General features: G+C 53.8%; 23 protein-coding genes. 13 read left to right on the forward strand and 10 right to left on the reverse strand.

Features of this window, described 5'->3' with window-relative positions:
- Nucleotides 1–88: 88 nt before the first annotated feature.
- Nucleotides 89–934, forward strand: coding sequence for a 23S rRNA (adenine(2030)-N(6))-methyltransferase RlmJ (locus LG202_RS06450; RefSeq protein ID WP_230347575.1), 846 nt, complete (start codon nt 89–91; stop codon nt 932–934).
- Between the two features lie 44 nt (nt 935–978).
- A complete protein-coding gene (locus tag LG202_RS06455; protein WP_230347576.1) occupies nt 979–1,518 on the forward strand; it encodes a TIGR00645 family protein in 540 nt (179 codons plus the stop codon).
- A 39-nt stretch (nt 1,519–1,557) separates the two neighbouring features.
- Here LG202_RS06455 and LG202_RS06460 read toward each other — a convergent pair whose 3' ends face one another.
- Genes LG202_RS06460 through LG202_RS06485 form a run of 6 tightly spaced genes read right to left on the reverse strand, consistent with a single transcriptional unit; the run spans nt 1,558 to nt 5,824 of the window.
- Nucleotides 1,558–2,340, reverse strand: coding sequence for a sulfite exporter TauE/SafE family protein (locus tag LG202_RS06460; protein WP_230347577.1), 783 nt, complete (start codon nt 2,338–2,340; stop codon nt 1,558–1,560).
- Nucleotides 2,341–2,343: 3 nt separating this feature from the next.
- A complete protein-coding gene (locus LG202_RS06465) occupies nt 2,344–2,760 on the reverse strand; it encodes a DUF6691 family protein (RefSeq protein ID WP_230347578.1) in 417 nt (138 codons plus the stop codon).
- 10 nt (nt 2,761–2,770) lie between these two features.
- Entirely contained in the window at nt 2,771–3,196 is a 426-nt protein-coding gene (locus LG202_RS06470; RefSeq protein ID WP_230348056.1) for a YeeE/YedE family protein, read from the reverse strand.
- Nucleotides 3,193–3,390: a YgaP family membrane protein gene (locus tag LG202_RS06475; protein ID WP_459724532.1), complete on the reverse strand. Its 198-nt coding sequence runs from the start codon at nt 3,388–3,390 to the stop codon at nt 3,193–3,195. The genes LG202_RS06470 and LG202_RS06475 overlap by 4 nt, the downstream gene beginning before the upstream one ends.
- A 30-nt stretch (nt 3,391–3,420) precedes the next feature.
- On the reverse strand, nt 3,421–5,094 hold the full coding sequence (locus LG202_RS06480; protein ID WP_230347579.1) for a bifunctional protein tyrosine phosphatase family protein/NAD(P)/FAD-dependent oxidoreductase: 1,674 nt from the start codon (nt 5,092–5,094) through the stop codon (nt 3,421–3,423).
- 43 nt (nt 5,095–5,137) lie between these two features.
- Nucleotides 5,138–5,824, reverse strand: coding sequence for an MBL fold metallo-hydrolase (locus LG202_RS06485; RefSeq protein WP_268867570.1), 687 nt, complete (start codon nt 5,822–5,824; stop codon nt 5,138–5,140).
- A gap of 169 nt (nt 5,825–5,993) precedes the next feature.
- Here LG202_RS06485 and LG202_RS06490 point away from each other — a divergent pair, with 169 nt between their 5' ends.
- The gene (locus LG202_RS06490; protein WP_230347580.1) at nt 5,994–7,319 is read left to right on the forward strand and encodes a sigma-54 interaction domain-containing protein; all 1,326 of its coding nucleotides are present in this window, start codon (nt 5,994–5,996) and stop codon (nt 7,317–7,319) included.
- Here the strand turns inward: LG202_RS06490 and LG202_RS06495 are convergent.
- The gene (locus LG202_RS06495; protein ID WP_230347581.1) at nt 7,316–7,837 is read right to left on the reverse strand and encodes a DUF3016 domain-containing protein; all 522 of its coding nucleotides are present in this window, start codon (nt 7,835–7,837) and stop codon (nt 7,316–7,318) included. The two genes, LG202_RS06490 and LG202_RS06495, sit on opposite strands and share 4 nt — an antisense overlap.
- Nucleotides 7,838–7,944: 107 nt before the next feature.
- On the opposite strand from LG202_RS06495, the gene LG202_RS06500 reads away from it, so the two are divergent.
- Nucleotides 7,945–8,304 carry a VOC family protein gene (locus LG202_RS06500; RefSeq protein WP_230347582.1) on the forward strand — a complete coding sequence of 120 codons (360 nt, stop codon included), beginning with the start codon at nt 7,945–7,947 and terminating at the stop codon, nt 8,302–8,304.
- A 63-nt stretch (nt 8,305–8,367) separates the two neighbouring features.
- Here the strand turns inward: LG202_RS06500 and acnB are convergent, their stop codons facing one another.
- The gene (gene acnB / locus LG202_RS06505) at nt 8,368–10,935 is read right to left on the reverse strand and encodes a bifunctional aconitate hydratase 2/2-methylisocitrate dehydratase (RefSeq protein ID WP_230347583.1); all 2,568 of its coding nucleotides are present in this window, start codon (nt 10,933–10,935) and stop codon (nt 8,368–8,370) included.
- Between the two features lie 544 nt (nt 10,936–11,479).
- Between acnB and purB the strand changes: the two genes are divergently transcribed.
- The 9 genes from purB to LG202_RS06550 all read left to right on the forward strand — a co-directional run bounded on the left by purB (nt 11,480) and on the right by LG202_RS06550 (nt 21,844).
- Nucleotides 11,480–12,850, forward strand: a complete 1,371-nt coding sequence (purB, locus tag LG202_RS06510; protein ID WP_230348059.1) for an adenylosuccinate lyase — start codon at nt 11,480–11,482, stop codon at nt 12,848–12,850.
- The gene (locus LG202_RS06515) at nt 12,834–14,666 is read left to right on the forward strand and encodes an autotransporter assembly complex protein TamA (protein WP_230347584.1); all 1,833 of its coding nucleotides are present in this window, start codon (nt 12,834–12,836) and stop codon (nt 14,664–14,666) included. The genes purB and LG202_RS06515 overlap by 17 nt, the downstream gene beginning before the upstream one ends.
- On the forward strand, nt 14,666–17,836 hold the full coding sequence (locus tag LG202_RS06520; RefSeq protein ID WP_230347585.1) for a translocation/assembly module TamB domain-containing protein: 3,171 nt from the start codon (nt 14,666–14,668) through the stop codon (nt 17,834–17,836). The genes LG202_RS06515 and LG202_RS06520 overlap by 1 nt, the downstream gene beginning before the upstream one ends.
- A 46-nt stretch (nt 17,837–17,882) precedes the next feature.
- The gene (locus tag LG202_RS06525) at nt 17,883–18,335 is read left to right on the forward strand and encodes a cysteine peptidase family C39 domain-containing protein (protein WP_230347586.1); all 453 of its coding nucleotides are present in this window, start codon (nt 17,883–17,885) and stop codon (nt 18,333–18,335) included.
- A gap of 5 nt (nt 18,336–18,340) precedes the next feature.
- On the forward strand, nt 18,341–18,940 hold the full coding sequence (gene wrbA / locus LG202_RS06530) for an NAD(P)H:quinone oxidoreductase (RefSeq protein WP_230347587.1): 600 nt from the start codon (nt 18,341–18,343) through the stop codon (nt 18,938–18,940).
- Nucleotides 18,941–19,018: 78 nt separating this feature from the next.
- A complete protein-coding gene (gene surE, locus LG202_RS06535) occupies nt 19,019–19,762 on the forward strand; it encodes a 5'/3'-nucleotidase SurE (RefSeq protein WP_230347588.1) in 744 nt (247 codons plus the stop codon).
- A 2-nt stretch (nt 19,763–19,764) separates the two neighbouring features.
- Entirely contained in the window at nt 19,765–20,436 is a 672-nt protein-coding gene (locus LG202_RS06540; protein WP_230347589.1) for a protein-L-isoaspartate(D-aspartate) O-methyltransferase, read from the forward strand.
- A complete protein-coding gene (locus LG202_RS06545) occupies nt 20,436–21,473 on the forward strand; it encodes a peptidoglycan DD-metalloendopeptidase family protein (RefSeq protein ID WP_230347590.1) in 1,038 nt (345 codons plus the stop codon). Before LG202_RS06540 ends, LG202_RS06545 begins: the two co-directional genes overlap by 1 nt.
- A 29-nt stretch (nt 21,474–21,502) precedes the next feature.
- Nucleotides 21,503–21,844 carry a hypothetical protein gene (locus tag LG202_RS06550; RefSeq protein WP_230347591.1) on the forward strand — a complete coding sequence of 114 codons (342 nt, stop codon included), beginning with the start codon at nt 21,503–21,505 and terminating at the stop codon, nt 21,842–21,844.
- A gap of 82 nt (nt 21,845–21,926) precedes the next feature.
- Here LG202_RS06550 and LG202_RS06555 read toward each other — a convergent pair whose 3' ends face one another.
- Entirely contained in the window at nt 21,927–22,712 is a 786-nt protein-coding gene (locus tag LG202_RS06555; RefSeq protein WP_230347592.1) for a PEP-CTERM sorting domain-containing protein, read from the reverse strand.
- 297 nt (nt 22,713–23,009) lie between these two features.
- Nucleotides 23,010–23,378 carry a thioredoxin family protein gene (locus LG202_RS06560; RefSeq protein WP_230347593.1) on the reverse strand — a complete coding sequence of 123 codons (369 nt, stop codon included), beginning with the start codon at nt 23,376–23,378 and terminating at the stop codon, nt 23,010–23,012.
- Between the last annotated feature and the right edge of the window lie 22 nt (nt 23,379–23,400).

Consider the following 23,400-nt stretch of genomic DNA (forward strand, 5'->3'; position numbering starts at 1 on the left):
GCGATAGCAGCGGTTCGGGAAGTGCATGAATAAACACAATATCCACCCCGTCCTTTATAATGTCGCCACTTTTCTTTAGTCCCTGCCCATGCTCAGTTATCGCCACGCTTTCCATGCCGGCAATCATGCCGATGTCCTCAAGCACTTTATCCTGCATCAAGTACTTGCGTATACCAACCAGAAGGACAAGCCCTACTGGTACATAGACACGCATGCGGGTACAGGGATGTATGCGCTTGATCATGGTTATGCCACGCAGAATGCAGAGTTCGAGCAAGGCATTGCGCAATTATGGCAAGCTGACGATCTTCCTGCCCCGCTGCAATCCTTCGTTAACCTGCTCAAGCAGATTAACCCAGGCCCCACGCTCAAGCGTTACCCTGGCTCGCCCGCAGTCGCACAGGAGCTATTGCGCAGCACTGATCGCGCGCGCCTGTTTGAACTGCATCCCACGGATGCCAAGCTGCTCAGGCAGCACTTCAAATCTGCAGGCCGCCAGGTGCTGATCGAGCAAGAGGATGGGTTCGCCGGGCTCAAAGCCGTACTGCCACCACCACCGCGCCGTGCCGTGGTGCTGATAGATCCACCTTATGAAGAAAAACGTGATTACCAGCGCGTCATCGAGGCATTGAAAGATAGCCTGCAGCGCTTTGCCACAGGCACCTATCTGCTCTGGTACCCATTACTGCAACGCCCGGAAGTGGAATTGCTCGCCGACAGGTTGACCAAGCTCGGCGCACCAAGCTGGCTACATGCCACACTCAGCATCCATGCGCCGTCACCTGATGGATTTGGCATGCATGGTAGCGGCATGTTCTTGATCAACCCACCCTGGACATTGCCAGCTATCCTGCAAGAAACCCTGCCTTATATGGTGGAGAAGCTGGCAGTAGATGATGGCGCTGAATATACGCTGGATCATCACATTTCCTAACGATTACCGCCTTGAATAGCCTCTAGCACGAAAGGAAATACCCTATGTCATCTCCACAACCGCAACGCCCCGCCAGAATGAGCCCGCTTAGCGCCGTGCTATTTGGTAGCCGCTGGCTGCAATTGCCACTCTACCTGGGCTTGATCGTGGCACAAATCGTCTATGTCATCTTGTTCATGCAGGAGCTGGGCCACCTCATCGAGCGCCTGCCGCAACTGCACGAAGCCGACATCATGCTCATGGTGCTAGGCCTGATCGACGTGGTGATGATCTCCAATCTGCTGATCATGGTGATTGTCGGCGGTTACGAAACCTTTGTTTCCCGCCTCAACCTGAATGGCCACCCGGATGAACCCGATTGGCTATCCCATGTAAACGCCAACCTGCTCAAGGTGAAGCTGGCAATGTCTATCATCGGCATCTCCTCCATCCACCTGCTCAAGACGTTCATCAACGTCGAGAATCTGGATGACAAGACCCTGATCTGGCAAACCATTATTCATATGGCCTTTATCGCCTCTGCCGTCTCCATCGCCTGGATAGACCGCATCATGGCGCATCCCGATAGCCACAAAGAGCATTAAGCCAACGCACTCCAGGCCTTATCAAGGCCTGGAGTGCGGTCAAGAGATTGCCCTGACCACCATCATCACCGCTACAGTAGCCGCGACAACAGCAAAACCTCTTTTCAACGATCTTGCCGTCAAGCATTGCGTCCATCGACGCCCCGCCAGCATTCCCAGCATGGCCCCAGCGACAAAAGGCAACGCCAGTCGAATATCAAAGCTGCCCCACAGCAATGCACTACCCAGGCTGGATAATGACACCAGCGCAATCACCGCCAGTGAAGTGGGAATAACCGAATGCATACCCAAATTGGAAAGCCTGCCCAGCGCAGGCACAATGACAAAGCCACCGCCCACCCCTACCAGGCCAGAGAGAAATCCTGCCACCCCACCTGCCCCCATTAACGAGAGCGAACATCGACTGGTCCAGCGCAACTTGCCAGTAGCTGGGTCAATCAGGCAAGCCTGACGCTCCACACTGGCCAGCCGATTTTTCTGGACAAGATTTTCTGCGGCAACCACCAGCAACAAAAGTGCAAATACGCACATCAGCAGACGGTTATCCAGTTGATGCGCCACCCATAAACCCAAGGGTGCCATCACAACCCCAATCCCTGCCATCACACACGCCGCACGATAGCGCAACATGCCTTGCCTCAATCCAGCCAAGGCACCAATACTGGCTGCAACTGCCACGGCAGTGAGTGCAAGTGGCGCAGCCGTAGTCACGGGAATTCCGGTAAAAAACACCAGCAATGGCACCGCCAGTATTCCGCCACCTGCGCCGGTCAAGCCCATCAGGAGCCCAACCACGATGCCTAACAGACACAAGGTCAACATGGCTTACTTCCACATGCCAGACAACATCCGATGCAGCCACATCCCCACCACCATGGCGATTGAGAAGATCACAGGGCTCATCCACCCGGTCAACAGACTGGCCAATGCAGGGCCAGGACAATAGCCTACTAAGCCCCAGCCAGCGCCAAATATGACTGCCCCCAGGACTAAGCGGGCATCGATCAACCGCTTGGTCGGGACCTGCACCTCTTGCCCCAAGCAAGTATGGTGACGCTTTTTCATCATGCTGTAAGCCAGTGCCATCACCGGGATAGCCCCAAGCATGACAAATGCCAGGGATGGGTCCCATTTTCCTGTCACATCAAGAAAAGCGAGGACTTTTTGTGGATTGGTCATCCCAGAGACAATCAGCCCGACCCCAAACAAGAGACCAGCCAGCAATGCCGTGATCAAATACATGCTTGCCCCCTTACATCCAATGCCGAAAATAAACCGTCAACATCGCCGTTGCCATGAATACCATCGTTGCCACGACTGAGCGTGGCGACAGCCGGGCAATGCCGCATACACCATGACCACTGGTGCAGCCTCCGCCCAACCTGGTACCGAACCCGACCAATAAACCAGCGATGATGAGCAAGCCCGCACCTTGCGAAACTTGCGCCACAGGCAAGGCAAACGCCTGCGAATACACCCACGGGGAAGCCACCAGCCCAAGTAAAAAACAAACCCGCCAGGCGCTATCTGATGCGGTAGGTTTGAGCAACCCGCCAAGAATGCCACTAATACCCGCGATACGGCCGTTAAACACTAATAGCAACGCTGATGCTGCCCCAATCAACACGCCACCAGCCAATGCGCTGACAGGCGTGGCACTTGCCCAATCCAGTATCACTTGTCGCTGCTCCTGCACGTACATACTCCCAATAAGGAATATGCAGGACACCAACGCAGCAGGCCGCTCAGCAAGAGCAATACGCCAACATAAGCCCACACTGGCCCTTGAAAAAATACTGTCCAGGCAATCAACCCCAGCCCAATCAATATGCGTAATGCACGATCAACCCCACCTACGTTGGCTTTCATCATCCCTACTCCTCACGCAACATTGTGCTTGTTTTAGTCATCGGACTTAACTGGCTTGGCAGGCCCCGCCAGCCACTCGCGCCCCTTGAGCATGGCTTTCCAGTACACGGGTGGCAATATTCTCTCCTTCAGCCACCATGCCAAGCGTGATGGCCGCTGCCCATTGATGAACCAGCGCGGGAAGCTGGGCAACAACTTGCCGCCATAGCCGAATTCCGCCAGCACGATCTTGCCCCGCTCCACTGTCAATGGGCATGAACCATAGCCATCATAGATTGCTTGCATCTCTTTCCCCGCCAATGCGACGATCACATTCTCTGCCACTACGGGGGCCTGCTTGCGGGCCGCCGCTGCGGTCTTCGCATTCGGGGCATTGGTCACATCACCCAAGGCAAACAGATTGGCGTATTGCTTGTGCCGCAAAGTATATTGATCAACATCAACCCAGCCAGCAGCATCAACCAGGGGGCTGGCCCTGACGAAATCAGGCGCTTGCTGTGGTGGCACCACATGCAGCATGTCGAACCCTGTTTCTACTGTACGCTGCGCTCCATCAGCCTCTGTCACGGCAAACCAGGCACGTTTGGCCCTGCCATCCACCTTGGTCAAGCGATGACCAAAATGCAGATGCGCATCGTAGCGCTCCACATACTCCATCAACGCGGGCACATATTCCTTCACCCCGAACAACACAGGGCCACTGTTGTAGAAGTCGATCTGCATATTGGATAAATGCCCGCTACGTCGCCAATGATCTGCCGATAGATACATGGCCTTTTGTGGTGCGCCAGCGCACTTGATGGGCATGGGTGGCTGGGTGAATACAGCCTTGCCGCGCTGCATCTGGCTCACCAGTTGCCAGGTGTAAGGAGCGAGATCGTAGCGATAGTTGGACGTCACGCCGTTTTCGCCCAAGGTGTCCACCAGCCCCTCAATACCATGCCAATTGAGCTTGATGCCAGGGCACACCACCAAGACGTCATAACTCAGCGGCTTGCAGCCTTCCAGCAAGAGGCGATTATGATTCGGTTCAAATGCGGCGACTGCCGCCTTGATCCACTTCACCTGGGTAGGAACCACTGACGCCATGGTACGTACCGTGGTTTCTGGGCGAAAAACACCACCGCCGACCATGGTCCATCCTGGTTGATAATAATGAATCTCTGCCGGGTCTATGATGGCAATATCCAGGCCAGGGTCACGTGCCAGCAAGCTCGATGCTGTGGCAATACCAGCCGCCCCCGCCCCCACGATCACGATTTGGTGATGACTCATATTGGCTGGCATTTCGCCTCCGCCCGCCAGCCGGTAAGTCAACCCGCTTAAGTCATAACCGGCAGCTTTTGCGCTGGCAAGCACCGCTTGCAGCCCCAGAGTGGGAGCCTGGCTCAAGCCCCACAACGTCACGGCCCGCATGCCAGAACGGCAATAGGCCAATGCTGGTTTGGGCATGCTGGAGTAAGCCTGGGAAAATGCCTGCACATCCTCGTCCGATACCTTGCCACTTTCGACGGGTAAATACCGCATCTCCATACCTGCCTGCTTTGCCAGGGCATCCAGTTCAGTAAATGTCGGCTGATCTGCCCCCTCGCCATCTGGCCGATGACACAAGATAGTCTTGAAACCAGCCGCTGCCAGCGGCTCGATATCTTGGGGGAAAATTTGCCCGCTCACGCTGAGGCCTGCTGCTATTTTTTCTATTTTCATACACGCTCTAATGGGTTCAATCAATCAACAATCGCCTTGTTGATCAGGATAAACGCCCGCATGCCTGGTTGGCAGGCAAGGCCACATCAATCTTCTTGGGGTAAGCCAGCTTGAGCTCGGACATCAAGGTAATGAAGTCCTCACGGCTACGACCACCTCCCAGGCGCTGATTGTGCAGGCGCTCATGCCCCACTGTCGAGTACAACCTGCCATGATAATCGTGGCCGGGATAGACCTTGGTATCATCCGGCAGGCTGAAGATTTGCCGTTGTATACTGTCGTAAAGCTGCCCGGGATTACCCATCTGGAAATCAGTGCGACCACAACCATCAATCAGCAAGGCATCGCCGGTGAACACCTTGTCAGCGCAAACATAACTGACGCAGCCATTGGTATGCCCTGGTGTATGGCGCACCTCAATATCCAATGTCCCCACGATCAGGTGAACGCCATCCGTCACCAACAGATCACCACACATCGCGCCTGCATCCCGGTGCACCACGCTCTTGCTGCCCAGCCGCTGCCGCAGTAGATCAGCGCCAGTCACATGGTCTGCATGCACATGAGTTTCCATGGTGTATACCAGCTTGTAGCCATTAGCCTGCAAGTCGGCAATATAAGTTCCCACCTCAGATGCCACAGGATCAATCAGCACAGCCTGCCGGGTTTTCTCGCAACCTAGCAAATAGGTATAGGTTGAACTCTCCGGCTCGAAAAACTGCTTGAACATGATATGCCGCTCCAAACGAATAGATACGATTGATTCAGCAAAAACGATGCCATATTCATTTGTTATTAATAATCAATGAACAAAAGCATTCATTCACGAATAAACGTTTCATAAATATCAAAATGAAACATATCAAATATGTTTCATGATATAAAAATGAAACACCAATATGAAACACCATGTCATTATGTCTACGCCGCTTGCAGCCCAAATCGCCCAGCTCATGCCAGATGCCGCAGTGATTACGGTCAACCGCGATTGCAGCGTTCAATACTGGAGCCCCGGTGCTGAAAAACTGCTGGGCTTCCCGGCAGAAGATGTCATGAGCCAGGCTGGACTATCAGGCGAGCATTGCGATAGCTGCCAGGCAGCTTATGAAGTCACGGCGAATGACAAGCCAGAAGGCCGCATCCTTACCTTGCAAACGGCTGGCGGCCAGCCGCGCGTCGTCAAGAAATACACCATGCCGTTGTTTGATAATGAGGGGCGATTCGATGGCGGCATTGCCGTGCTGATTGCCTATCCTGCCATACCAGCAGTGGAAACAGCCCCCCCGGTACCAGGTAAACCTTATCACGGCATGATGAGCCATGATCCACTCATGCAAAATGTCTTCGCCATGATCAGCCGGGTCGCGCAGACTGACCTGCCGGTGCTGGTACGCGGTGAATCCGGCACCGGAAAGGAACTAGTCGCACGCGCCATCCACGAAGAAAGTGCGCGCAAGGGACAGGCTTTCGTTGCCATCAACTGTGCAGCGCTCAACCCCAACATCCTGGAAAGTGAATTGTTTGGGCACGCCAAGGGGGCGTTCACCGGCGCCATACGCCAGCATATTGGTGTCTTCGAGCAGGCGCGCGGTGGTACGCTATTTCTGGATGAGATTGCAGAAATCCCGCTAGACCTGCAAGCCAAGCTGTTACGCGTACTGGAAACAGGAGAGTTCACCCCGCTAGGTGGCGAGCGCAGGCTCATTGCCGATGTGCGCATTATTACTGCGACCCATCGGGCATTGCGCGAGGAGGCGAAATCCGGGCGCTTTCGCCATGACCTGCTTTATCGCCTGCGTGTCATCCCGATCTTCCTGCCACCTTTGCGTGAGCGGCAGCATGATATCCCTTTGCTGACCAAGCACCTGCTGCAAGAACAAGTCCACGGGACTGCCACGCCACAGGTCAGTCACGAAGCCATGCAGCGGCTGATGCAATATGACTGGCCGGGTAATGTGAGGGAGCTACGCAATGTGCTGAGCTATGCCTGGCTGATGGCAAACAACAGCATGATAGACCTGCAACACTTGCCTGGCGAATTCATGCAAACGGCAGCAAGCAACCATATCCAGCATCATACAAGTTCAGGCAGCAGGCGGCGCCAGTGGGATGTAGACGAAATCCAGGCCGTGATTGCCCGCCATCATGGCAACCTCACGCAAGCGGCGCAGGCCTTGGGTATCAGCCGCACCACCTTATGGCGTAAGCTGAAAAACACAGGCTAATCTCCCTGTGGCGCTGGTCGGCCTGCGAATAGTTTTTCCAGCCACTCATCGACCAGGGCTTTTTCATACCGCATGGCGTCAGCACTATTCAAGGTGGAATTGAATTGATAGTTCAGGTCGGTCAAATGCACATCGCCCTGCGCAAGCACATTGCCTCCGGCATTTTTTAATTGATAGCTCAACGATATCCTAGGGGGATAGATATGCCTGATCATGCGGATATCATTTCCCGGCGTATTCCATGGCTCAAAACTACCTGCCATGTCGATATCCGTGATCGCGATGCTCAATTGCTCATCCTGTGCAAGATAGCTCGCCGCTTTTTTCATGATGTGCTTGCTCAACTGGTCGAGATAGCTTTGATTAGGTGGCCCATGCTCTGTGCTGGCAATATCGGTAAATTGCTCCGGCTGGATATAATCAATTTGCACGGATTGCCTAGGTAACTCCGCGGCTAGCATGCCTACCTCTGGATACAAAAAGATAAGCAACACTGGTATATAACGAATATGTCGCATCCGATATCCTTCGCTGTGATTGCCAGACTTTAGTTTTACCTTAAAACTGCATGTGTTTTACGTGCACTAACATCACGCCAACCAGACTCATCCCCAAGGAATCATCGATGTCCAACCATGAGAAAATCAATTATGTCGAATACCCAGCCCATAATCTAGCAGCCACCAAGACCTTCTTCCAGCAGGTATTTGGCTGGACTTTTGAAGACTTTGGCCATGATTACATTGCGTTCAAGAACGATATCCTTGAGGGTGGTTTCTTCAGGTCAGAGTTGCGTGCAAGCACTGATCACGGCAGCGCGCTATTAGTGTTTTACAGTGAAGAACTGGAAGCAACCCAGGCAAAAATCCAGCATGCTGGCGGCAGCATTATCAAGCCCGTGTTCTCTTTCCCTGGTGGCAGGCGCTTTCATTTTACGGAGCCAAGTGGCAATGAATTTGCCGTGTGGGCACAGCCTGCCGATTGATGGCAGTAACAATAAACAAAAAATAAGCCGCTTTAAGCGGCTTATTGTCAGGAAGACAGCAATTTAACTTGCCACTTCAGCGATCGGGATAATCTTCTTGGCGTATTCTGGCATCTGGTCAAAGTTCAAATACTTGTAGATGTTGTCAGCATTTTTGCTGAGCTTGTCACCTACGGTATCCAGGTACTCTTGCTGGTTAGGGATACGTCCCAGGCGCGCACATACGGCGGCCAGCTCGGCAGAACCAAGGTAGACGCGGGCATCCTTGCCCATGCGGTTGTCGAAGTTACGGGTGCTGGTCGAGAACACGGTAGCCTTGTCTGCCACACGCGCTTGGTTACCCATGCACAAGGAGCAGCCAGGCACTTCGGTACGTGCACCCGCTACACCAAACACTGAGTAAACCCCTTCATCACGCAGCTGGCTCTCATCCATACGCGTCGGCGGTGCAATCCATAGGCGGGTCGGGATACCTCCCGCACCTTCCAGCACCTTGGCAGCCGCACGATAATGGCCGATATTGGTCATGCAGCTACCAATGAATACTTCGTCAATTTTGTCACCCACCACCGCAGACAATGGCTTGATGTCGTCCGGGTCGTTCGGGCAAGCCACCAATGGCTCCTTAACCTCATTGAGGTCGATCTCGAGCACATAGGCGTATTCCGCATCCTTGTCGGCTTCCAGCAATTGCGGGGCGGCCAGCCAGGCTTCCATCGCCTCGATGCGGCGTTGCAGCGTACGTGCATCTTCATAGCCGTTGTCTATCATGTTCTGCATCAACACGATATTCGACTTGAGGAACTCAATGACCGGCTCTTTGTTCAGGTGCACGGTACACCCATTAGCAGAGCGCTCAGCGGATGCATCGGCAAACTCGAACGCCTGCTCCACCTTGAGATCAGGCAAGCCTTCGATTTCCAGGATACGGCCATTAAAGACATTCTTCTTGCCCTGCTTGCCAACGGTCAGTTCACCTTTCTGGATGGCAGCATAAGGAATCGCATTCACTAGATCGCGCAAGGTAATACCGGGCTGCATCTCGCCCTTGAAGCGCACTAGCACTGATTCCGGCATATCTAGCGGCATTGCACCCATCGCTGCAGCAAACGCCACCAGGCCAGAACCCGCCGGGAAGGAAATACCAATCGGGAAGCGGGTGTGCGAATCGCCACCAGTGCCGACAGTATCGGGCAGGATCAGGCGATTGAGCCAGGAGTGGATCACACCATCACCAGGACGCAGGCTGACACCGCCACGGCTGGAAATGAATTCCGGCAGACTGTGCTGCAACTTGATATCCACAGGCTTGGGATAAGCGGCGGTGTGGCAGAAGCTTTGCATCACCAGATCAGCTGAGAAGCCCAGGCAAGCCAATTCCTTGAGTTCATCGCGCGTCATCGCGCCGGTCGTATCTTGTGAGCCAACGGTTGTTATCTTGGGTTCGCAATAAGTACCAGGGCGAACACCAGTGCCTTCGGGCAGGCCGCAGGCGCGCCCAACCATCTTTTGCGCCAGGGTATAGCCCTTGCCCGTGTCTTCCGGTGCAATTGGCTGGATGAACAAATCAGAAGCTGGCAGCCCCAGCAACTGGCGCGCATTATTGGTCAGGCCACGGCCCACGATCAAGGGAATACGGCCACCCGCGCGCACTTCATCCGGCATGGTCAAGGGTGCAAGCTCAAAGCTGGCGATTTCTTCACCTGCCGCATTGAGCACCTTGCCATCATAAGGACGCACGGTAATCACGTCGCCAGTATTCATGGCGCTTACATCACACTGGATAGGCAGGGCACCGGAGTCTTCTGCAGTGTTAAAGAAGATAGGCGCGATCTTGCCGCCCAATACCACACCTGCGGTACGCTTGTTGGGGATGTAGGGAATATCGTTGCCCATATGCCATTGCACGGAGTTGATCGCAGACTTACGCGAAGAACCAGTGCCGACCACATCGCCAACATACGCCAAGGGCAGGCCTTTAGCCTTAAGCGCTTCCAGCGTTTGCAAACCATCTGCCATCTTGTTGATAAGCATGGCCTTGGCATGCAATGGAATATCTGGGCGCGACCAGGCTTCCTGCGCTGGAGAAAGGTCATCAGTATTGGTTTCACCTTCCACCTTGAACACCACCAGTTGCATTTCTTCCGGCAACTTGGCACGGCTGGTAAACCACTCACCAGCCGCCCAGGATTCGATCAAGGTCTTGGCATAGGTATTACCCGCCTTCATTTTTTCAGCCACATCATGGAAGGCATCAAACATGAGGATAGTGTGAGAAAGCGCCTTGACGACATGCGCTGCCAGCGGGCTATCAAGCAAGCCCACCAAGGCCTGCACGTTGTAACCACCCAGCATGGTGCCCAGCAGCTTCACGGCATGCTCAGGGCTAACCAATGAAGAAGTCGCCTCACCCTTGGCAATATCGGCAAGAAAAGCCGCTTTCACATAAGCAGCCTGGTCAACACCGGCAGGAATACGATTTTCCAGCAAATTGAGTAGGAATTGCTCTTCACCCTTGGGAGGATTTTTCAACAACTCCACCAGCGCAGCAGTTTGCTCTGCATCCAGTGGCAAAGGGGGAAGGCCAGCAGCGGCACGTTCTTCTACATGTTTACGATAAGCAATTAGCATGGTTTTCCATTGAGTCGTGATAGCAATAGCCTGCAAACCGCGTAAGTGCTGCTATATCGCACCGCTTTGATCCATGGAAGTAGCCCAATGGCAACCAGGATGGTTTGCATGACCTGAATAAGCGAATTATACAGTGTTGCGACTGGCTTATAAATCGTCAGCCTTTTGCTGCATGCAATGAACATGCCTGTTTTTACAGCCTTTTTACGAGAATGAATCTTGTTTGCAAAACAAGCCTGGGGACGCACCTATCGGGAACGTGCCTGCTTACGCTGCAGGCTCATCGTCACATTGGCTTAACCAACATTGCGGATAATCCCTACTGAGTTCATGCCGCAAACGAGCACCAGTACTCGCACTCACGCACTGGTTTGGCGCACGCCAGACATGCTATTCCGCCTGTAAAAACCTATTGAGTGAATCCATGATTTTGTCAATCGCAGATGTCAGGTAAAATCACGTTTTTTTCAACGCTGGCTGAGTTGCTTACATGGGAGCCACTCACTCTGCCCGCATTCACTTTGCCATGCAAAAAGGTTTACTGATGGAGCTTACCCCTCTTAACGCACTTTCCCCCCTCGACGGTCGCTATCAATCCAAGCTCGATCCATTACGCCCCTATTTCAGTGAATACGCACTGATCCGCTTCCGCGCATTGATCGAGGTCGAATGGCTCAAAGCACTCTCTGCCGAAACCGAGCTCAAGGAAATCGCGCCATTCAGTGCTGGCACCATCGCAGAGCTGGACAAAGTCATCGCTGCTTTTGGTGAAGCTGATGCGGCCCAGGTAAAGGCGATTGAAGCACGCACCAACCATGACGTGAAAGCGCTGGAATATTGGCTCAAGGAACACTTCGATGGCAACCATGAAATCCGCGAAGTCAGTGAATTCATCCATTTTGCCTGCACTTCGGAAGACATCAATAACCTCTCGCATGCATTGATGCTCAAGCATGCACGTGACGAAGTCATCGTGCCTACCATCGACAAGATCATTGCCCGCCTGACTGAGCTTGCTCATGCATTGGCCGATGTACCCATGCTGTCACGCACCCATGGCCAGACCGCCTCTCCCACCACACTGGGCAAGGAGCTTGCCAACGTGGTGTACCGCCTGCGCCGCCAACGCGAGCAACTGGCAAAGAATGAAATCCTCGGCAAAATCAACGGCGCCGTGGGCAACTTCAACGCCCACCTGTCTGCATACCCGGAATTCGACTGGGAAAGCTTTGCACGCAAGTTCGTCGAGAGCCTGGGTTTGGGCTATAACCCCTACACTATCCAGATCGAGCCGCACGACTACATGGCTGAACTATATGACGCCGTTGCCCGTATCAACACCATCCTCATCGACATTGACCGCGACATCTGGGGCTACATCTCCCAAGGCTACTTCAAGCAGAAAGTGAAGGAAGGCGAAGTTGGCTCTTCCACCATGCCACATAAGGTCAACCCCATCGACTTCGAGAACTCCGAGGGCAACCTGGGCCTGGCCAATGCCGTACTACGCCACCTGGCAGAAAAACTGCCTATCTCCCGCTGGCAGCGCGACCTCACTGACTCCACGGTGCTACGCAACATGGGTGTGGCGCTGGGCTATGCCCTGCTTGGCTACGACTCCTGCCTCAAGGGTCTGGGCAAGCTGGAAGTCAACCTGCAACGCCTGGAAGAAGACCTAGACAGCAATTGGGAGGTCTTGGCGGAACCAATCCAGACCGTCATGCGTCGATATGGAGTGCCTAACCCTTACGAACAACTCAAGGCATTGACGCGCGGCAAGGGTGGCATCAACAAGGAATCCCTGCATGCCTTTATTCAGGACCTGAAGATTCCCGCTGACGCCAAACAAGCCCTTCTGGAGCTCACCCCTGCTACTTACACAGGAAAAGCCGCAGCACTTGCGAAATCGATCTAGCCTGCCAACCATGATGGCCCATGCGGCCATCCATCACCCTATCAAAGCACCGGGCCTGCGTCGCATCCTTTACTGCATCCAGGCCTGGTTGCTGTTCAGCTTACTGGCATGGTCTAGCCAAGCTAGCGCTGATACTCGCTACAGCGTCAACATTGATGCCCCTTCCTCGGTAGAAGATTTGCTGGAAAAACACATGGATATCATGCGCTGGCTCAATAACCCGCGCATGAACAATGCTGAATGGCATCGCCTGCTACAAGCCGCCCCACGTAATATTGAGGATTTGCTCGCCACCGAAGGCTATTTCTCGCCCAGTATTGAGCAAAGTCTGGAAACCAGCACAGAAGGCAACAGCACCCGAAACCGCGCCAAATTCACGGTCAATCCAGGCGACCCAGTCACCATTCAAGAGGTGGATATCCGCTTCACTGGCGAGATCACAAGCCAAGGCAGCGACGAACAGCCCTCGACATCGGAGCTAATAGAAAGCTGGACGCTCAAACAAGATAGCCGCTTCAGCCAGGATGCCTGGACCAGCGCAAAACGTAAGCTACTTAGCGGCCTGATGTTGCGACGTTACCCTAATGCCAGAATCACCAACAGCAAAGCCGAGATCGACGCTACTAACAACAAGGCCAAGTTGGTGGTGGAAATTGATAGCGGCGCACCTTTCCGCTTTGGAGGCCTGGAGGTGAATGGCTTGCAACGCTACCCGCGCAGCCTGGTCGAGAATATCAACCCGATCAAGCCCGGCGAGCCCTATAGCCAGGCACGACTGCTATTTTTCCAATCTGAACTGCAGGCCAGCGGCTATTTCAGCAATGTCGAGGTGACATCGCGCACTGACGATGCCGACCCGGAAGCTGCGCCTATCGTCGTCAACGTCACCGAGCTGCAATCAGTACAGATAGGCATCGGTGTCGGTGCCAGTACCAATACCGGCGCCCGCACAACGCTGACCTACCAGGACCTTAACCTATTTGATCGTGGCTGGCGCTTCACCAATACCTTGAAAATCGAACAAAAAGCCCAATCGCTCAACTCGCTGATCCGCCTGCCTACCGACCAGAACGGTTATCGCGACAGCTTCAATGCCGATCTCAACCGCCTCGATATCGAAGGTCAGACAACTTCTACCCTCGGCACCGGCGTCAAACGCTCCTGGGGCCCACGCAGCTTCGAGCAAACGGTAGGGGCAGCCTATTTGCTCGAACATGTGGCGATTGATGGCAGTGAATCACAAAACAACTATGCCGCGACTATCTCCTACGGCATCACCTTGCGCCGCATCGATAACGAGCTCAATCCCACACGCGGTTACTTGTTCAATGCCTTGTTCACCAGTGCCCCGCTCGACGTCATGGCCACTGGCAAATTCCTGCAAAGCTACGCCAAGACCCAAGCCTATTATCCGCTCACGCGCAGCACGCAATTGATCACCCGGCTCGAAGGCGGCATCGTCAGTGGTGCCGATAATGCCCCGGCCACTTACCTGTTCCGCGCTGGTGGCGATCAATCGGTGCGCGGTTATGCTTACCAAAGCCTGGGCGTTGCCGATGGCGATGCCGTGATTGGCGGGCGCTACCTCGTTACGGGAAGCATCGAGGTCATTCAATGGCTAACAAGCTCATGGGGCGCGGCGGTATTTGTTGATTTTGGTAATGCCGCCAACACGACCCGCGACCTCAAACCTGTCTATGGCTATGGCCTGGGCGCACGCTTCAAGAGCCCGGCAGGCCCGATCGGCGTTGATATCGCCCGCGGCCAGGAAACTGGCGAATACCGCTTGCACTTCAACCTGGGAGTCGTGTTCTGATGGCAAAGCGCCTGCTGATCACTCTGCTGATATGGTTCCTGCCCTGCATTGCGCCAGCCTATGCCTTGATCCAGCTCAGTTCCAGCCTGCAGGATCTGCACTACGACGCCGGCAATATGGAAATCGACCTGTTACAGTTTGACAGCCACCTGCGCTTACTGCCCACGCGTGAAGGCCGCTTGCGCGTCGACCGCTTGCACGCCCAACGCCTGGTCATCACCATGAAACAGGTGCCAGCAGACGATAAATCGGATGAGCCTGCGAGTAGCCTGCCAGCATTGCCCGAGACCATCCAGGTGCCGTTCCCGATAGAAGTGGAACAAGCCTCTATCGATGAAATCGAGATCGTCTCCGGCAACACTCGCCAAGTGTTGCAGCATGTCACGCTCAACATGGCTGCGGACAGCCAAACCATCCGCCTGCAACTGTCCCGCGCGGAAACCCCTTGGGGTGAAATCACGGCTGCAGTTTCCTTGCAAAATCGCAAACCCTTCCCGCTTTCCGGCAACATCCAGGCGCGCCAGACACAAGGCACCATGCCTTATGACCTCAACACCATACTCTCGGGCGACCTCACGGCATTACGCTTTGAGATGCGCAACCTGTTTGCCATGCAAGACAAGCTGCCTGCCATGGTGGCAACAGATAGCCCACTCCCTGCCGCGGGCAAACTCGATATTGTCGGCGAAGTGGCGCTGGAAGGTGACCTGCCGATCAAGCTGGATATCCGTCTGCGCGACCTGGATACCAAGGCACTAGGCCAGGCAACTGATGCCAAGCTGAGCACCGACATCAGCCTCAACGGCAAGCTACTGCCGACTACAGACCTGAACCTGACGTTCAACAGCCTGGATAGCCAGTGGCGTGGCCAGCCGCTGCAAGCCAAGGCTGACATACACTTGCTCGACAATCTCCTGAACAACATCCAAGTGGATGCCAAGCTAGGCAGTAACCGCATTACTGCCAACGGCAGCCTGGGCAAGCCGGATAGCACACTCGCCTGGCAAGCAGTATTGCCCGCGCTCAATGCCCTGGGGCCTGCATTTGGTGGCAAGGCCGAAGCTAGTGGTACCGTAAGCGGCCAGCTAGATGACCTCAAGGCACAATTCCAGCTACTAGCAGAAAACCTGCGCCTGCCCGGCAATATCACATCACGTAAACTCACGGGCAATGGTAGCCTGCATACCATGGGTGACCTCAACGCTGCCCTCAATGCCGAAGGCTTACGTATCAACCAAGGTAGCTTCATGAATGGCAAGCTCACCCTCAACGGCAACCGTGCACAGCATGTGCTCAACCTTGAGGCTAACGGTACAGGCTTACAACTCAGTACCAGACTAAGTGGTGGCATGGATGACAGCGGTACCTGGCTAGGCACCCTGGAACAACTTGACTACCAGGCAGATGCCCCGATCAAGCTGCAAGCACCTACACCAATCCGCTATGACACCACCGGATTGGCGATTGACAACCTCGCCCTGCAATTCAAGCAAGGACGAATCAGCCTTGATACCTTGCGCCAAGGCCCTGCAGGCTTGCAAACGCATGGTCGTATCGAACAATTGGCCTTGCGCGATATACCGCCCATGCTGCTTTCACTGCCTGCCAACCTCAAGGGTAATCCGGTATTTTCGGGACAATGGGATATTAATGCCGCAGAGGCACTCAATGGCACTATAACGTTACAGCGTGAATCCGGCGATTTGACCGTTGTACGCGAAGGCCAGCCCGAACAGCCACTCGGTCTCAACGAGGTGAAATTGCTGTTGACCATGCGAGATAACCAGATTGACCTGAGTACGAATATCCAGGGCAATAAACTGGGCACGATCACAGGCAAGCTGTATACCAGCGTTACGAGCTCTGCGGGCAGTTTCAACCTGGAAAGCAATGCGCCATTGCAAGCCAGCCTGGAGGCCAATATCAACAGTCTTGCTTGGCTACCCTCTCCCGATGTCCAGGCAGATGGCACGCTCAACATTAACATCAATGCAAATGGCAGTATCGGCAACCCTAACCTTGGCGGCAATATCCGTGGTCGTAACCTCAGCGTCAGCCTGCCTGCTGAAGGCGTTAATCTCACCAACGGTCAATTGGATGCATCCCTGTCGGGCGACAGGCTTACCCTAGACACGCTGCGCTTCACTGGCGGCAAAGGCAGCATCAACGCCAGCGGCGGTATCAGTCTCGTCGCGGGCAAACCGGAAATGGACATCGACTGGCTACTGGATGATTTCACAGCCGCTGAACGCACGGATCGCACCCTGGTATTGAAAGGCAACGCAAAAACTACCTTGAAGGACAATCACCTCATGCTGGACGGTGACTTGCGTATTGTGCGTGGTTTGATCGAGCTAGCCCCTGAAGGCGCGCCACAGCTAGGCAATGACGTCATCGTGGTTGGACGTGAGCGCGCGGAAGACACCAGCCCGCTGCAATTTACTATCGGCAGACTCAGGATCAACCTCGGCGACGAAGTAGTCGGCATCGTTGATCCCGGCAAGCAATTCCTGCTACGTGGTTACGGGCTGGATGGCTATCTTACCGGTATCCTTACCCTATCTGGCAATGTCCCGAACAGCCTGCGCGCAGAAGGTTCCATCGTCGTCGGTGGCACCTACATGGCCTATGGGCAGTTGCTCAACATCACCAAGGGCATCGTCAACTTCAGCGGTCCTGTCGACAATCCCGGCCTCAATATCATTGCCATGCGCCAGAACCAGACCGTACAGGCCGGCGTCGAGATCACTGGCAATGCCCAGATGCCTACCGTCAAACTGGTATCCACACCCACGGTACCGGACAGCGAAAAACTATCCTGGCTAGTGCTGGGCCACGGCTTGGACCAGGCAGGGAAGAACGAATTCGCCATGCTTTCGCTCGCCGCCGGCGTCCTGCTCTCTCAGGGCGACTCCGTACCGTTGCAGACCAGGATGGCCCGCGCTGCCGGACTAGACAGCTTCAGTATAGGCGGCAGCGATGTGGAAAGCTCTACCGTCAACTTTGGCAAGCGCCTGTCCTCCAAGCTCTACCTAAGCTACGAAAAAAGCCTGACCGGCCTGCTCAACGTCGCAAAGCTCACCTACACCATCAGCCGCAATTGGTCAGTCGTATCGCAGGCAGGGTCGGAAAGCGCGGTAGATGTGCTTTATACGTTCCGCTTTCAATAGCAACGTGATTGTCGTACCCAACTCGAAAAGCCCAGCAAGAAAGCGAATGATGAAAGTTGTCGTACAAGAAGAGGAAACCGGCTGTGGCATTGCCGCAGTGGCTAATATTCTCGGCAAGAGTTATGCAGAAATGCGTGAGATTGCCAATAGGTTGGGGATTCAGGCAGCAGATACCTCGCTATGGTCTGACACCCAGTATGTCAGGCGGATGCTAGACCAGGCTGGCGTCCACACCTCTGCTGGTGAAACCCCGTTTACCTCCTGGGATGCTTTGCCCGCCCTGGCATTGCTTGCCATCAAGTACCATGAAGAAAATGGCAAACATTTCTGGCATTGGGTGGTGTTTAAAAGAATAAACCATCAGTGCCTAGTGCTGGACTCGGCGAGCTATCTACCCTGCAACATCAGGACGGATTTCACAGAAATGCAGCCCAAGTGGTACATCACCGTCTCAAGCCCGGCAGCAAACCAAGTTGATTCATTACATTTACAAGGTTAAATGACATGGCAGAAATACTGATCCTTTATTACTCCCACGGCGGCGCAACTCGCGACATGGCCAAGCTAATCGCACGCGGTGTGGCTTCTATTGAAGGTGCACAACCGAGATTACGCACGGTGCCCAAGGTCTCTGCCAACCATGAAGCTACCGAGCCTGATATCCCCGAGAGTGGCGATCCTTACGTTGAGCTCACCGACCTGGAAGAATGTGCAGGCCTGGCATTGGGCAGCCCCACCCGCTTCGGCAATATGGCGGCACCGATGAAATATTTCCTTGATGGTACCAGCGGGCTTTGGCTTCAAGGAGCCTTGATTGGCAAGCCTGCTGCGGTATTCACGTCTACCTCGTCCATGCATGGTGGCCAGGAGAGTACCTTGCTTTCGATGATGCTTCCCCTGCTGCACCATGGCATGCTCCTCCTCGGCCTACCCTATTCCGAGCCTGCACTGGCCGCCACCAGCACGGGCGGCACGCCTTATGGTGCCAGCCATCTTGCCGGGGTGATGAACGACAAGCCAATCAGCGCCGATGAAAAAGCACTGTGTATCGCCTTGGGCAAACGGCTGGCAGAGACGGCAATCAAGCTCAAGCACAGCAATTAAATCACTGCTGCAGATTTTTTCCTGATTGTCAGTAAAAGAGGCGTGAAAAGCGCCTCGTCACTCGGTTATAATAAAAAAATGCGTATTCTTCTTTCCAATGACGACGGCTATTTTGCCCCTGGGCTCAATATCCTGGCCCAACATTTATCCAAGGTAGCCGATATCGTGGTGGTTGCGCCTGAACGTGACCGTAGCGGCGCCAGTAACTCACTGACACTTGATCGGCCACTCTCAGTGCATAAAGCCAGCAATGGCTTTTATTATGTCAACGGCACGCCAACAGACTGCGTGCACCTTGCTGTCACTGGCTTGCTCGACGAACTACCGGACATGGTGATTTCCGGCATCAATGATGGTGCCAATATGGGTGACGACACGATTTATTCAGGCACTGTTGCCGCTGCCACCGAGGGCTTCTTGCTGGGTGTGCCGTCATTTGCTGTCTCGATGTCACGCCATGGCGTGCAACATTTCGAGACTGCTGCACGCTTCATGGTGAGCCTGGTAGAGCGCTACCAACAAGACCGTTTTCCGCCACCTGTATTGCTGAACATCAATGTGCCAGATGTGCCATTCGATCAGATTCAAGGCACCGAAGTCACCCGCCTGGGCAAGCGCCACAAGGCAGAGCCTGTGATCAAATCCGCCACACCGCGTGGGCAAACGGTTTACTGGATAGGAGCAGCAGGTAGCGCACAGGACGCTGGCGAAGGCACAGACTTCAACGCCGTGAACCAAAACCGCATTTCCATCACACCGCTGCAAATCGACCTCACGCAATATAGCCAGCGTGAACAGGTCAAGAACTGGCTTGCGCTATAACCATGAGTAGTCCAGCATTACGCGGCATTGGTATGACTTCCCAGCGTACGCGCGAGCGCATGCTGGGGCGCTTAAGCGAAAAAGGCATCAAGGACGAAGTGGTGCTGGCGGCTATCGGCGCCATTCCCCGCCATATATTCGTTGATGAAGCACTGTCCTCACGCGCCTATGAGGACGGCTCGTTGCCGATTGGCTTCGGCCAGACCATTTCCCAGCCCTATATCGTGGCACGCATGACTGAGATATTGCGTAATGGTGGCGCACTGGAAAAAGTACTGGAAATAGGCACCGGCTGCGGCTATCAAACCGCCGTACTATCCAAGGTCGCCAAGGAAGTCTATTCCGTCGAGCGTATCCGCCCTTTGCTCATGAAGGCGCGGGGGCATCTGCGCGAATTGCGCCTGGCCAATATCAAGCTTAAACACGCCGATGGCACCATGGGTTTGCCGGAAATGGCACCTTTTGACGGTATTATTGTCACAGCGGCTGCACGTCATATCCCGCAAGAGTTGCTGGAGCAGCTTGCCGTCGGTGGTCGCATGGTGATCCCCGTCGGCACCGAAGAACAAATCCTGTACCTGGTTGAACATATCAAGACAGCTACAGGCTCTGAATACAGACAAAGTAAACTGGAAGCGGTGAAATTCGTGCCGCTGCTAGGTGGAACCAACTAATGCAATGGACAAAACAAGTCAATAAATCCTGGCTGATCAGCCTGTTACTCATCGGTTGTAGCACTACCGAGCATGCACCGGTAGTGGATAGAGCCCCGGTTGCTAAGAAACCGGTGACCACCACCCCAAGCAAGACAAGCACCAGCGCAACCGCTGGCAGTGACTGGCGCCCGAATACACATACCGTCAAGAAAGGCGATACCCTTTACAGCATTGGCCTGGAATATGGCTTTTACTATAAGGACATTGCCCAGCTGAATAATATCCAGCCTCCCGCTTACACCATCCATATCGGCCAGCAACTCAAGCTGCCCGCGCGTGCAGCAGACACGAGCACGGCTACTGCAAGCCCTATCCCTGGGCAACCTGCCAGCATGGCCGATGGAGATGTCATCATCACCCCGCTCAACCTGGATGGTGGCAGCCCCTCGACAGTGACCAGTCCTGCAGAAAACGCCATGCCTGCCCCTGGTCAACCGTTATTGGTCGTTGAACCCAAGGCATTGCGCCAGCCTTACAGCGAAGCTGCCTTGAATGCGCCTGTTGCGGCACCACAACCGCAAGTAGCGGCAGCACCAGTACCGGCCGCAACAAACACCACCACACCTGTAGCCACAACTCCTGCCACCTCTACCAGCACATCGGCCACTAATAGTGTGGAAGGCATACAGTGGGCATGGCCAACCAACGGCAAAGTCACGGCAGGGTTTAATGACTCGGCGAGTACCAAGGGCCTGGATATCAGTGGCACCATGGGACAGGCTATCAACGCTGCAGCCCCTGGCAAGGTGATTTATAGTGGCTCTGATTTACGTGGCTACGGCAAGCTAGTGATCATCAAGCACGACAATACCTTTCTTTCTGTCTATGCCCACAATAGCAAAGTGCTAGTGAAAGAAGGCCAGCAAGTGACACGAGGCCAGAAGATCGCAGAAATGGGGGACTCGGATACAGACAAAACCAAGCTGCATTTCGAGATCCGCCGACAAGGTAAATCCGTAGACCCGGCAAAATACCTGCCAGCATCACCAGGCTAATCACACCCCCGCTTCAAGGAGCCACTGTCATGAGCAAACCTGTGCAAAATCCCGAGGCGAAACCAGAATCCCTGCTCTCCACATTACTTGCAGTGCTCCGGCTGGGGCTGATGCTCATCGGCATCATCGGCCTTGCAGTACACCTGTTTCATGACGAAGGTTGGCTGGATCAAGCTCTGGCCTGGATATTTTCCGGCACCTGGACAATGCTAGCGATTCCAGGCGCAATATTGGCGCTTTATCTTGCCAATCGCTGGCTCACAACACCCAGGCGTGGTGAGTTGAGCAAACGCGGCGACCTGCCACTTTATCTCATGATGGGTATAGGGGTGTTTTTTCTGTTTCGATTATGCAGTACGGGCAGCTTTTAGCCATTGGCAACAAATTTTCAATAAAAAAGCCAGCCGCTTTATCAGAGCGCTGGCTTAGCATAACTATCATTAAAAGAAGCGGTTATGCGATGCGATTGCGGCGACGAACCACAGCCCCCAACAATCCCAAACCTACAAGCAGCATGGCATAAGTATCAGCCTCTGGCACGGGAGCACTAATCTGATCTACCCCGCCAGCAATAATAGCGGCATTACCATTAGCAAAACGTGCCAAGACCACTGCAGGATTTTCACCGGACAACTGTGCTCCATACTCTACAGCAGCAGGGTCATAAGGAAATGTCACACCTGCCGTAATGGAATGTACATCACCATAGCTGGTACGGTTAATGTCCAGATTTGAACCACCTTCAGCATACCCAGATACGCCAGAGTGCCCATTAATCAGCCCTATCGGGTTGTTACCATCATCATTGGAAGCATATGCTGCAAAAGCACCACGATACTCACCAAGATAACCCTTACCGGCACCTCCAAGAACAAATGCCAACGCATTACTGAATAACAGGTTGGTGTTGGCAACGCCAATGTCATCCTGGAAATCGCCATTAAAAAGAACGACATTACCCGTCACATAACTTTTCACATTGGCGGCTGCATCCACTGATAAGCCGCTACCAAATGAATATCCATCCCGTGTATAGATAAAAGCATCAAAACCATCCAGGAAACCAACCGTTGCCAGTTGTGAATCATTTACATAGGTGATGGTATGACTGCCACCGGCTATGCTGCTATAAAAATCCCCGATATTATTCTGTCCGAAAACTGCAAGATTTGCCGCATTAGCTGCAACACCGTTCATCAACAACACAGCAGAAACTAATAATGCAATTCGTTGTTTCATGATTTCCCCCAAAATTAACCATGCTGTTATAAAAAAACTGCCTTTGTGCCTTGCCTTTCAACATCACTACCTATTGGTAATACTTGATAAATAAACAATTTATATATACCTATATAAGCAGCGAAATCATCATATCCCAGCCGCTATAAATTGCTATCGCCCCCAGCTATTAAGCACTAGTCCAAATGGACTAGCTTAGCCCATTCGGACTAATTAAATTGTATATGGCAGTAATAAAAAAGCCGTTCACTTTGCAGTGAACGGCTCTTATGGGTATATCTAATAAACCGTAATGGACTACTCAGCAGCAGCCTGCTGTGCATAATACTCGCGCACCTGAGTCATGTCATAGGCTCTTGCCCATTCAATCATTTTCTCCAGTGCAGGCGCACCTACCTCACCCACCTGAGCATGAATCCCGGCTTGCTCCCTGATGATGAGGATGCCTGGAATTTTGGTCACTTCAAAATACTCGCTGATTTCCGGGTCTTCCTCGGTATTCACCATGCCAAAGACGATATCTGGGTTTTGCTCGGCAGCAGCCTCAAAAATCGGTGTAAAAGCAACACATGGCTGGCACCAAGGGGCCCAGAAATCGACAATGACAAAGTCATTACTCTCAATGGTTTGCTTGAAGTTGGCTTTGTTGAGCTGCAAAACAGGCATGATTAAATCCCGGCTTGTGGAT

Source organism: Methylobacillus methanolivorans, from assembly GCF_054588515.1.